10 protein-coding genes and 2 pseudogenes are annotated in these 10,898 nt (G+C 63.9%); 6 read left to right on the top strand and 6 right to left on the bottom strand.

All coding sequences use genetic code 11. The annotated features are described in order from the left end of the window. From ENZ75_RS08180 to ENZ75_RS08190, 3 genes and pseudogenes are all read right to left on the bottom strand, one after another. Positions 1-339 (bottom strand): annotated as a pseudogene (locus ENZ75_RS08180) (ABC transporter substrate-binding protein); the annotation flags it as partial. Positions 340-406: 67 nt separating this feature from the next. Then, the gene (locus tag ENZ75_RS08185) at positions 407-1,501 is read right to left on the bottom strand and encodes an ABC transporter ATP-binding protein (protein ID WP_013532646.1); all 1,095 of its coding nucleotides are present in this window, start codon (positions 1,499-1,501) and stop codon (positions 407-409) included. A 120-nt stretch (positions 1,502-1,621) separates the two neighbouring features. Continuing rightward, a complete protein-coding gene (locus tag ENZ75_RS08190) occupies positions 1,622-2,518 on the bottom strand; it encodes a LysR substrate-binding domain-containing protein (protein WP_013532647.1) in 897 nt (298 codons plus the stop codon). Positions 2,519-2,602: 84 nt separating this feature from the next. Between ENZ75_RS08190 and ENZ75_RS08195 the strand changes: the two are divergent. The 5 genes and pseudogenes from ENZ75_RS08195 (at position 2,603) to ENZ75_RS08215 (ending at position 8,631) form a co-directional block, all read left to right on the top strand. Beyond that, positions 2,603-3,998: pseudogene (locus ENZ75_RS08195) on the top strand (hypothetical protein). Next, entirely contained in the window at positions 3,995-4,927 is a 933-nt protein-coding gene (locus tag ENZ75_RS08200) for a dimethylarginine dimethylaminohydrolase family protein (RefSeq protein ID WP_127325982.1), read from the top strand. The pseudogene ENZ75_RS08195 and the gene ENZ75_RS08200 overlap by 4 nt, the downstream one beginning before the upstream one ends. A gap of 150 nt (positions 4,928-5,077) precedes the next feature. Then, positions 5,078-7,231, top strand: a complete 2,154-nt coding sequence (locus tag ENZ75_RS08205) for a penicillin-binding protein 1A (RefSeq protein WP_013532650.1) — start codon at positions 5,078-5,080, stop codon at positions 7,229-7,231. A 253-nt stretch (positions 7,232-7,484) separates the two neighbouring features. After that, positions 7,485-8,069 carry a DUF1214 domain-containing protein gene (locus tag ENZ75_RS08210; RefSeq protein WP_013532651.1) on the top strand — a complete coding sequence of 195 codons (585 nt, stop codon included), beginning with the start codon at positions 7,485-7,487 and terminating at the stop codon, positions 8,067-8,069. Continuing rightward, a complete protein-coding gene (locus ENZ75_RS08215) occupies positions 8,062-8,631 on the top strand; it encodes a DUF1254 domain-containing protein (protein WP_013532652.1) in 570 nt (189 codons plus the stop codon). The genes ENZ75_RS08210 and ENZ75_RS08215 overlap by 8 nt, the downstream gene beginning before the upstream one ends. Before the next feature lie 139 nt (positions 8,632-8,770). Here ENZ75_RS08215 and ENZ75_RS08220 read toward each other — a convergent pair whose 3' ends face one another. Next, complete coding sequence (locus tag ENZ75_RS08220; protein WP_013532653.1) at positions 8,771-8,959, bottom strand: hypothetical protein; 189 nt, start codon at positions 8,957-8,959, stop codon at positions 8,771-8,773. A gap of 186 nt (positions 8,960-9,145) precedes the next feature. Here ENZ75_RS08220 and ENZ75_RS08225 point away from each other — a divergent pair, with 186 nt between their 5' ends. Further along, positions 9,146-10,180, top strand: a complete 1,035-nt coding sequence (locus tag ENZ75_RS08225; protein WP_063170191.1) for a hypothetical protein — start codon at positions 9,146-9,148, stop codon at positions 10,178-10,180. On the opposite strand, the gene ENZ75_RS08230 is transcribed toward ENZ75_RS08225, so the two are convergent. Then, positions 10,158-10,505, bottom strand: a complete 348-nt coding sequence (locus ENZ75_RS08230; RefSeq protein WP_013532655.1) for a DUF1491 family protein — start codon at positions 10,503-10,505, stop codon at positions 10,158-10,160. The two genes, ENZ75_RS08225 and ENZ75_RS08230, sit on opposite strands and share 23 nt — an antisense overlap. Positions 10,506-10,574: 69 nt before the next feature. Next, a partial coding sequence (locus ENZ75_RS08235) for a peptidoglycan-binding domain-containing protein (RefSeq protein WP_164887762.1) occupies positions 10,575-10,898 on the bottom strand: 324 nt, incomplete at its 5' end.

Consider the following 10,898-nt stretch of genomic DNA (forward strand, 5'->3'; position numbering starts at 1 on the left):
GGGGTCTACGTCGACGAGATCCCAGGTCGGCGCGCCGCTCTTGAACTGCGCGGCGATGGCGCCTTCGGTCGGACCCGAACCGTCCATCTTGACGGCGATGCCGGTGTCCTTGGTGAAGGCCTGGCCATAGGCGGCATCATAGGCGGTGATGGCATCGCCACCCCAGTTGACCAGCACCAGTTCCTTGGCCTGCGCAAAGGCACCTGTCGAGCGCAGCAGCATCGGCGTGCCGGCCAGCACGAGTGCCGCCAGCTGTGTGAACTGCCGGCGCGAGATCTCGCCGCGACCTGCCCTGGCGGACAGGCTCTCGACGGCTTGTTTTTTGTTGTCATGTGTCATGTCAGTTCCCCTTTTTTGTTGTTGATAGTGCCGGAAAGCGGTGGAGCGACATCTCGCCACACCGTCGTCATTGCCCTCCATGCGGAAGGAGGAAACCCTTTTCCGCCGGCCAGGTGAGCCAGACGGAATTGCCCTTGCTGAGCGCTGCGGCCGCCACCTCGTTCGGCACCGAGACGGTAACCTTGGCGCCTTGCCGTGTCGTCAGGTCGAGCCGCGTCGCAGCACCGAGATAGGTGGAGTTGGTGGCGGTAGCGGCGATGCCATTCTCGCCATCCGCCGCCTCGCCCGATATCGACATGTATTCGGGCCGGATCGCCAGGATGGCATCGCCGCGCACGAGTTCGGCCTTGCAGCCCATGCTGACCGCGCGGTCTTCGCAAAGGCCGGTCGAGCCATTGCCGGCAGGCTTGACGCCCTTCAGCGGCAGCATGTTGATTTCGCCGAGGAACTCGGCGACGAAGCGGTTGTCCGGCCGGTCGTAGACTTCGTCGGGCGCTCCGACCTGCAGCAGTTTGCCGTGGTTGAAGATGGCAACGCGCGACGACAGCGCCAGCGCCTCGCTCTGGTCGTGGGTGACGAAGACGAAAGTGGTTCCGGTTTCCTGGTGCAGCCGCTTCATCTCGGCCTGCATCTGGCCGCGCAGGCTCTTGTCGAGCGCCGAGAACGGCTCATCGAGCAACAGCACGCCAGGTTCGAACACCAGCGCACGGGCCAGCGCCACGCGCTGCTGCTGGCCGCCCGACAGTTGCGCCGGCAGTTTCTTCTCGTGGCCCTTGAGACCGACGCGCTCGATCATCTCGCCGACACGGCGCTTGATGTCGGCGGCCGGTTTCTTGCGCACCTTGAGTGGGAAGGCGATGTTGGCTTCGACGCTCATATGCGGGAACAGCGCGTAGCCCTGGAACACCATGCCGGCGGCACGTTGCTCTGCCGGTCGGTCGGTGATGTCGACGCCGTCGCTGAACAGCTTGCCCTCGGTCGGCTGCACGAAGCCCGCAAGGATCATCAGGAAGGTGGTCTTGCCCGAACCCGACGGCCCCAGCAGGGTCAGGAACTCGCCACGGCCGATATCGAGCGACAGATTGTCCAGCGCACGGAACGAGCCGAAGCTCTTGCCGATCCCGATTGCCTTGATCTCTGCGGCACGGCCGGGTTGCTGCATACTGCCCTTTCCCTAACGCTTGTCGAAATCGTAGGCAGGGTGCCGGCTCACCGCAACCGAATAGTTTTCGCGTGATCGGCAAATTCCATTCATCTATGGCGAGATGGCGCCGCCTTGCCCTCAATACGGCAGAATGCGGTTCTCCTGGAGTTTCGACCGCAGCCATCCCGCGAACGCTTCCAGCACCGGATGCGAAGCCTTGGCGTGTTCGGAGACCAGGAAATAAGAGCGTGGCGACTTGATCGCGATGTCGAACGGCCTGACCAGCCGGCCCTCGCTCAGCGCCCGCCGGCTGGTCAGTTCGTCGCCCATGGCGATGCCCTGGCCGGCAATCGCCGCCGAAAAGACCAGGTTCATGTCGGAAAAGAAGATGCCACCCTCGATGTCGGGGTTTTCCACCTTGGACAGCGCCAGCCAGCGCGCCCAATCCTCGGTGTCGTCGAGATGCAGCAGGTTGGCGCGCAGCACGTCCGACGGTCGGGAAAAACCGCCGACCTTGTTGAGCAGCGTCGGGCTGCAGAGCGGCGTGAACGAGATTTCGCAGAGCGGCTCGACCGCCCGGTTCGGCCAATTGCCGACACCAAACGCAATGAAGGCATCGGCATCTGCGTTGCTGACATCGTCGAGCCGGCGCGGCGTCAGGATGCGCAGCGCCACGTCAGGATACATCTGCCGGAACTCGCCGATATGGGTGCACAAGAACAGCGAGGCGAAGCCGGGCGTGCAACTGACGGCGAACGAGCCGCCGACGCCGGTGCCGGCGTCCCGCGTCACCGCATCGCCCAAAACGGTGAGCGCCTTGCGCACGTCGCTGGCATAGCGCTGGCCGCGCGGCGTCAGCGCCACGCCCTTGCCGATGCGTTCGAGCAGGTCGAAGCCGAGATCGCGCTCCAGCAGACGAAGCTGATGGCTCACGGCGCTGCGGGTCAGGTGCAACTCGTCGGCGGCGCGCCAGACGCTGCCATGGCGGGCGAAGCTGTCGAGCGCACGCAGCGCTTGTGTGGATGGTATACGCAAGGAACCTCAGGTGAACCGAATTTGCACGAACCGGGAAAACATATCACTTTTTAGCGAACCGCTTCACTGCTTTCTTCTCATGCCATGGAGAAACCGGTGGCCACCTCGGCGCAAGCAACCGCCCTTGCCTGTCTCGACGGCATCCAGCCGTTGTTGTCCGCGTGGACACGCATCATCTTCGATTACGGCGAGACCGCGTGGCGGGAATATCAATCCGCCGCCTGGTATGTCGAGCGACTGAAACTCGAAGGCTTTTCTGTCGAAGAAGGCTCCGGCGGCATGCCGACCGCCTTCTGCGCACATTGGACCAACGGCCCCGGCCCGACCATCGGCATGTACGCCGAATACGACGCGGTGCCGGGCAATTGCCAGGATGCCGCTACGGTCGAGCGTCCGCGCCGGGGACTTGGCAACCAGGCCGGCGGCCACACCGACCCGCATTCCGGGCTGGGTATTTCGAGCCTCGGCGGGCTGCTGGCGACCAAGGCCGCGATGCAGCGCCACGGCATATCAGGCACGCTGCGCTTCACCGGCGAGCCGGCGGAAAAGGTGCGTGGGTCAAAGCCGATCCATGCCGCCAAGGGCTATTATGACGGCCTTGCCGGCATGATCTCCTTTCATCCGTTCTACATGCTGCCGCTCTGCAACACGGCGCGCTGGGACACGCATTGCGGCGCGGCCTACGCGATGATCTATCGCTTCATCTGCGACCAACCGGAGCGCTGGGCGCTGGCTGCGGGTGCTGCACCCATTCCGCAAGCACATTCGGCGGCGCGCGCGCCCGGCGCCAACGACGCATTGATGATGATGTACATGGCCTCCAAGGCTCTGCGCGATTCCATGCTGCCTCACCAGGGCGGCTGGTCGATCAGCGAGGCGATCCTGACGGCGGGGCAAGCGACCGCCGCGCTGGGACGAAGACGCCAAGGCAGTCGCGCGCGAAATGCAGGTCAATGCCGGGCGCATGGCGAGCGACGAGCCGTTCATCGAAGAGCTGGAGCGCCTGATCGAGCCGCAGGCGGCGGAAGCGATCCTGCGCCGCGACCTGCCGCCCTCGCAGGTCAATTCGACCTCCGACGATTACACCGACATGAGCTGGCATACGCCGACGGCGCGCTTCTATGTCGCCCGCCCGGCGCTGCGTTCGGAGACCGGCTATCCCTATCCAGCCTGGGTGATGAATGCGCTGGGCGGTATTTCGGCCACGATCGACCCGATGGTGGCCTGCGCCTCCCGCACGATTGCGCTTGCCGCCCTTCGCCTGCTGGAAGACCAGACTGCCCGCGAGGCGGCGATGGACGAGTTCGTTACCCGCACCGGCGGCGGCATCGGCGGTTCGAACTGGATCGCACCGCTTTGCGACTACGAGCCGCCGATCGGGTTTCGCTGGCCAGAATATGTCACCACCCCGCGTGGACGCGACTGGTGGATACCGAGCAATCAGACACCCCCAAGTCACCTCACGAGGAGCATCCCATGACCGTTCATGACCGCATTGTCGCCGAGCCGTTTTCGCTGCAGCGCCGCACCCCCGCCGGCGGCACCAAGCCGCTGACCGCCTGGGGTTTTGCCAACGAGACCGACGTGCTGACCGACGTCCTGCTCGGCTCGCCCAATTTCCTGCGTCATCTGTCGACCAGCTCGCTGTCGCGCAAGCACCTGCGCGAGGCGCCCTGCAACGTGCAGATCGCACAAGCACAGCACAAGGACCTGGTCGCCGCCTACGAGCATTTCGGCGTCAACATCCACTGGCACGAGCCAACGCCCGAGCTGCCGATGCAGGTCTATTCCCGCGATTCCAGCGTCATGACGCCCTACGGCGCCTTCATCACCGCCATGGCCAACTGGTGGCGGCGCGGCGAGAACTATGCCGCGATCCGCACCTATGAAAAACTCGGCATCCCGATCTACGACATGGTCACGGCTGGTACGTTCGAGGGCGGCGACTTCAACGTCATCGAGGATGGCGTCGTGCTGATAGGCTGCGGCGGCGCGCGCACGCAGGAGGAAGGTGCGCGCCAGGTGCAGGCCTGGTTCGACAAGGAAGGCTGGGAAACCCGCATCGCCTTCATCGACGAATATTACGTCCATATCGACCTGATGGTGGTGCCGATCGCCGAAAAACTGACCGCCGTCTGCCTTGCCTGCACCGAGCCCGGCATTGTCGACTGGCTGAAGGGCAAAGGCCACGAGATCATCGACGTGCCGTTCCAGGACACGATGGCGCTCGGCTGCAACTTCATGTCGCTGGGCAAGGACCGGGTGATCGCGCCGACCTCCAGCCAGTCGCTGATCGGCCAGCTCAAGGCCCGCGGTTTCGAGGTCGCGGCCGTCGACATGAGCGAGATTTCGAAGACCGGCGGCGGCATCCACTGCATGGCGCAGGCGCTGAAGCGCGAACCGGCCTGAGCCGGCTCGCCCCTCAGCAACAAACCCGATACTGTGTCTTCGCTGCCCTTGTGAGTGCTGGAAAAATGGAGGAATAGTCTTGCGGAATGCATCGCCCTGAAATTGCCGGTTTGCGGTACTCAGGTCGTGCAATTGCTAGCCGGATTCCGAATGGCCAGTCCCGAACCGCGCAAGAGAAGAGGTCCGATCGCCGCCCGGCTGCTGGCGCTCGACGCGTGGATCGATTCCTCGCTCTACGAGATCGGCTTCAAGGCGCGCCAGTTCTGGGAATCGGCGACGATCTTCTCGCGGCGCTTCCGCGTCAACGGCTGGCGCCGTGGCATCATCGAAGTGTTGAGCGAAGGTTTTACGCTCGGCGCCGGCGGCATCGTGGTGATGCTGGCGCTGGCCATTCCGGCTTTCCAGGATACGGCCGGCGACTGGCGCGCCCAGGGCGACTTCGCCGTCACCTTCCTCGACCGCTATGGCAACGAGATCGGCCAGCGCGGCATCATCCAGCGCGATTCCGTGCCGGTCGACGAGATGCCCGATCACGTCATCAAGGCGGTGCTTGCTACCGAGGATCGCCGCTTCTTCGATCACTACGGCATCGATGTGCTCGGCCTTTCCCGCGCCATCTTCGAGAATGTGCGGGCCAATTCCGTCGTTCAGGGCGGCTCGAGCATAACCCAGCAGCTGGCCAAGAACCTGTTCCTCACCAATGAGCGCACGCTAGAGCGCAAGATCAAGGAAGCCTTCCTGTCGCTGTGGCTCGAGGCCAATCTGTCGAAGAAGGAAATCCTGCAGCTCTATCTCGATCGAGCCTACATGGGGGGCGGTACGTTCGGCATCGAGGCGGCCGCCGATTTCTATTTCGGCAAGAGCGTCAAGGATCTGAACCTCGCCGAGGCGGCGATGCTGGCCGGGCTGTTCAAGGCGCCGACCAAATATGCGCCGCACATCAACCTGCCGGCAGCGCGCGCACGCGCCAATGTGGTGCTGTCCAACCTTGTCGATTCCGGCTTCATGACCGAGGGGCAGGTTCTGCAGGCAAGGCTGCATCCGGCCGATGTCGTCGACCGCGGCGAGCAGAAAAGTCCGGACTATTACCTCGACTGGGCATTCGACGAGGTCAAGAAGATCGCCAAACCGGGCCAGCACTCGCTTGTTGCCCACACCACCTTCGACGCGAACATCCAGAAGGCAGCGGAAGAATCGGTGGAGTTCCACCTGCGCCAGTTCGGCAAGGAGTACAACGTCACCGAAGGTGCCGTCGTCGTCATCGAGACCAACGGCGCCGTGCGCGCCATCGTCGGCGGCCGCGACTATGGCGCCAGCCAGTTCAACCGCGCCACCAAGGCGCTGCGCCAGACCGGCTCGTCATTCAAACCCTATGTCTATGCAACGGCGATGGAACACGGCTTCACGCCCAACTCCATCATCTCCGGCGGCCCGATCAGCTGGGGGTCCTGGTCGCCGCACAATTACAGCGGCGGATCGGCGGGCAATGTAACTCTGATCATGGCTATGGCCAAATCGATCAACACCGTGCCGGTTCGGCTGGCCAAGGATCACCTTGGCATCGGGCCGATCAAGGCCATGGCCGAGGCGATGGGCGTGGAATCGCCGCTCGAAGCGCACAAGACGATGGTGCTGGGCACCTCGGGCATGACGGTGATGGACCAGGCGACGGGCTACAGCGTGTTCGCCGACAACGGTTTCGTCGGCTTCCGGCACGGCATCAGCCAACTCGTCACCCGCACCGGCGAGGTGGTTTATGATTTCGCCAAGGATGCGCCGCCGCCACACCGGGTGTTGTCGGAGCAGGCGCTGAAATCGATGAACACCATGCTGGCGGCAGTACCGGTGATGGGCACGGCGCGGCGGGCCCAACTTCCCAACATCGTCGTCGCCGGCAAGACGGGCACGACGCAATCCTACCGCGACGCCTGGTTTGTCGGCTTCACCGGCAACTACACGGCGGCGGTATGGATGGGCAATGACGATTTCACGCCGACCAAGAACATGACCGGCGGCTCGCTGCCTGCGATGGTATGGCAGCGCCTGATGGTCTATGCGCACCAGAACATCGACCTCAAGCCGATCCCGGGCATCGACAAGCCCTTCGTCGACGAGGAGATCGCTGCCAAAGCCGAGGAAGCACAGAAGAAGAGCGACGCGCAGGCGGTGGCCGATGCAGCCGCCGAACGGCCGCCGGTGCTGTCCAGCCGCACGACGCAGACGCTGCGGGACATGACCAGCCTGTTCCAGTCGGCGCCCGTCCTCAATACGCCTCAACCGCCGGAGACGCTGTCGGCGCTGTGATGGCGCGCCTCTTCCTTCTCCACCTGTGGGAGAAGGTGGATCGGCGCGCAGCGCCGAGACGGTTGAGGGGTGCTGGCCGGATCACCGTCCTTGCGAAGCTGGAACACCCCTCATCCGACCGAGCTTCGCTCGGCCACCGTCTCCCGCAGGTGGAGAAGGAAGAGGCGGCTGCAATTCTACATCGGCCCGCTTGCCACAAGGCCCTGCGCCGCGATATCCCCGAGCGGCAACTCTTCGGTGTCCCCGGCCCTTCATGCTCAAAACTGCCTTCCTGACGTTGCTTTCGCTTGCCATAGCCATCATCGGCGGTGGCGGCAGCGTCTGGTATGCGCTGAAAGTCCAGGATGGCGTCGGCGCCATCCGGATCGGTCAATGGACAGCCTTTCCCGATATCGGCACGCCGTCCGCCGATCCTTATTCCAAGGCTCGCGTGGCGCGCGAGGGCGTGCTTGCACTCGGCCGTGCCGAGGGGCTGTCCTTCGTCGCCGAGCGAGACACGGGCGGCGCCGAGCTCAAGCGCGAATGCACCTACACCATCGAGGGCGGATTTCCGACGGCGCGGTTCTGGACGCTCTACGCCGCCGACCAGTCGCTCAGCGTGGTCGAGACCGGCAAATCCCGGCTGGCGGCGCTGCAATCCTACGGGGTGGTGCGCCAGCCCGACAATTCGGTGATCATTTCCGCCGGCCATCACCCGATGCCCGGCAATTGGCTGCTGACAGACGGCTTCGGCAGGATGTATTTCGTGCTGACCTTCTACGACACGCCAATCGCCAGCAGCACGGGCCTGTCGGACGTCTCGCTGCCGCGGATCGTCAAGGTCGGCTGCGATGCGTAGTTTTTATGCGGCGATGCGCAGACTTTTGCATGCCGTCCTGCTCGGCCTGCTCGGCGCCGGCATTGTGCACATCGCCGTGCTGCTTCTGGTGCCTGAATTTTCCGAACGCGACGCCTGGTCGCGGCTGTCCATGGCTTCGGATCTCTACAAGATGACGCGGCTCGATGCCGAGGCCGGTGGGGCGCCCGTGGTGAAATCCGTCGACCCGCTGTTTTATGCAACGGCGTGCCGGTTCGACCTGGGCGAAGGTTTGGTCCGCGTCAAGGCACCTGGACATGTCCCGTTCTGGTCGGTGTCGGTCTATGACCGCAGCGGCCACAACATCTATTCCTTCAACGACCACACAGCGACCGGCGGCGTTCTGGATGCCGTGGTGCTGACGCCGGCGCAGATGATCGACGTGCGCAAGGACCTTCCAGAGGATCTTCAGGGGGCGATCTTCGTCGAAGCGCCGATCGAGGAAGGCATCTTCGTCATCCGTGCCTTCGTCCCCGACAGCAGCTGGAAGCCGATCGTGTCGCGCTTCTTCGAACAGAGTTCCTGTGAGTTGCAGGACTTCTAGAGCGTGTCGCGTCTGAACGGATTCAGACGACCCGCTTTAGGTCTTTGTTTTCATGCATGTCGTTCTCCAAAACCGAGGTCACTTTTGGGCGACATGCACTAGACATGATCCCGGACCAAAGGTCCGTGGCCGCCGAAACTCAGTGGTGCGGGACCGGCTTCGTCCCTGGCGATCCCGTCTTGTCGGGATCGACCGGCCGCACTTCGCCGGCATGCGACCGCTCATAGCGGATGCCGGGAAAGATGATCACCGCCGCCGGCATTTCGGCGGTTTGCTTTGCTCTGGTGTTTGGTGCCGTACGCGGCACGAAAGACAGTACCATGCCCATGGTTCGCGCATTCCTCTCGGTTTCCCCGGAGCACAACGCAACGCCTCCAAATGTCATTAAGGCGGCAGAGGGTTAACGGAACGCTAACGGATCGTCGCTAACTTGATCTTTGTTCTTGGTGCTCGCGAAACCGACACAATCCCGGTCGAGCGCGCCAAGCTTGTGTCGAGTACGGGCGTATCCTTCGTGTCATCTTCGGACTTCAGGCAAATCGCGGTACGAAAAGACTCGGGAAAGGCCGAAAGGCTGTTCCGCGCCGCAGTGTCGGCGTTCTGCTCGCTCACCCGCCCTTCACGCCGCGAGATCGGCCAGCTCGAAGACCTGACGCTGCCGCTGTTCAATGACGTGTCCGTCGAATCCCGCCGTTACGTGGCAGCCGCCCTTTCCGAATGCGAATACGCACCCGCCGCCCTGGTGCGCCGTCTTTGCGAGGAACCGGTCGACATTGCCGCGCCGTTGCTCATCCGCTCACGCGCCGTCAGCGACATCGATCTCATCGCCCTGATCGGGCGACATGGCCTGCCGCATGCGCGTGCCATTGCGCGCCGCAAGGGCTTGAACCCGACCATTGCTGACCTGATCAGGGCCCTCGAGAGGCCAACCCTGGTGCGCGCGCCGGACCCGGATGCGAACGCCGCTGGGGCAGACAAGATCGCGCCAGCGAGCGCGGATACCGCCTCCGGCGAGCCAGCCCGGGAACAGACACTCGGCATCGCGGCCGAGAATGCACGGCGCAGGCTGCGCTCGATGATGCGCACCGGCGACGAGAAGACAGCGACCGCCGAGCCTTTCAAGGGCGCCGACACCTATATGAAATTGCGCGAGACAGCGCTGACGGGAAACGCCGCGTTCTTCCAGACCGCGCTCGCCGATGCGCTCGACATCGATTTCGAGACCGCGCGATCGCTCACCGCCAACCAGAATTATGCCTCGCTGCTTGTCGCCTTGCGCTCGCTCGACCTCAGCGAAGACAGGGCCTTCCTGGTCACGGTTGCCGTCTATCCCAGCCAGTTCCCGCACCCGCAGGCTATCCGGACTTTCCTCGACCGCTACCGGCTGCTGCATCGCGAGGCGGCCCAGGACAAGATGCGGTCGTGGAGAGCGGAAATCCTTTCAAGGGTGGTTCGCGGCGCAGCACCTGCCAACAGCGATACACGCACCGCTTCGAACAGCGACGATGCGGCGGCTTCTTCCGGCCTCAGGGCGTCTTCACGGAAATAAGCTCCTCGACGGGCACGGCACCGGCCTCGATTTCGACCACCCAGATGTCGGGATCGAATTTTTTCTCCCGTTCCAGCCTGGCTTCGAGCACCGCGGGATCGTCACCAGCTCCGAGCAGAGTGAAAAACCGGTCGTCGGGCTTGGCCGAATCATAGCTTGTCTGCGGCGCCGGCCCGAACAGGGCAACCTCACCCAGCCTGCCCCGCGCCAGCACGAACACAGCGCCGGCCTCGGTCGCGCCACGCTTGACCACGGCGGCAAATCCACCGGCGCCGAAAATCCGGCGCAACAGGGCCGAAACCCACAGATCCGATGTGACGCGCATGAGAGAGCTCCCGAAACTGCCGGTTCTCTATCGATATTTCCGCCGCTCGGCGAGCCGTCGTTTCGGCCGTCAGTTGGTCAGGCCGATCTCGCGCATCTTGACATAGACGATCTCATCGGGCTCGCCGGTCTGCGGCAGCCCGAACAGCGACTGGAATTCCTTGATCGCCGCCTTTGTGCGCGCGCCGACGACACCATCCAGCTGCATGTCGTCATTGCCGAACGCCTTGAGCCCGGCCTGGATCTTGACGATGCGGGCATCGGGCGCTTGCGTCGCGGCATCCGCCTGCCCGGAATTTGTCTGTCCCGAACCTGTCTGCAAAGACACCGGAACGGCGGCCGGCATATCCGGGCGCGGCTGCGGTCTGGGCACGACGGAAGCTGTCTTCGGGGA

The organism is Mesorhizobium sp. M7A.F.Ca.CA.002.04.1.1, assembly GCF_004022805.1.
In the GTDB taxonomy this organism is placed as follows: Bacteria; Pseudomonadota; Alphaproteobacteria; order Rhizobiales; family Rhizobiaceae; genus Mesorhizobium; species Mesorhizobium ciceri.

Excerpts from the sequence above, each read along its gene's own strand:
- ENZ75_RS08185 (WP_013532646.1), bottom strand. The coding sequence starts at position 1,501 with ATGCAGCAACCCGGCCGTGCCGCAGAGATCAAGGCAATCGGGATCGGC.
- ENZ75_RS08200 (WP_127325982.1), top strand. The coding sequence starts at position 3,995 with ATGACCGTTCATGACCGCATTGTCGCCGAGCCGTTTTCGCTGCAGCGC.
- ENZ75_RS08205 (WP_013532650.1), top strand. The coding sequence starts at position 5,078 with ATGGCCAGTCCCGAACCGCGCAAGAGAAGAGGTCCGATCGCCGCCCGG.
- ENZ75_RS08210 (WP_013532651.1), top strand. The coding sequence starts at position 7,485 with ATGCTCAAAACTGCCTTCCTGACGTTGCTTTCGCTTGCCATAGCCATC.
- ENZ75_RS08215 (WP_013532652.1), top strand. The coding sequence starts at position 8,062 with ATGCGTAGTTTTTATGCGGCGATGCGCAGACTTTTGCATGCCGTCCTG.
- ENZ75_RS08220 (WP_013532653.1), bottom strand. The coding sequence starts at position 8,959 with ATGGGCATGGTACTGTCTTTCGTGCCGCGTACGGCACCAAACACCAGA.
- ENZ75_RS08230 (WP_013532655.1), bottom strand. The coding sequence starts at position 10,505 with ATGCGCGTCACATCGGATCTGTGGGTTTCGGCCCTGTTGCGCCGGATT.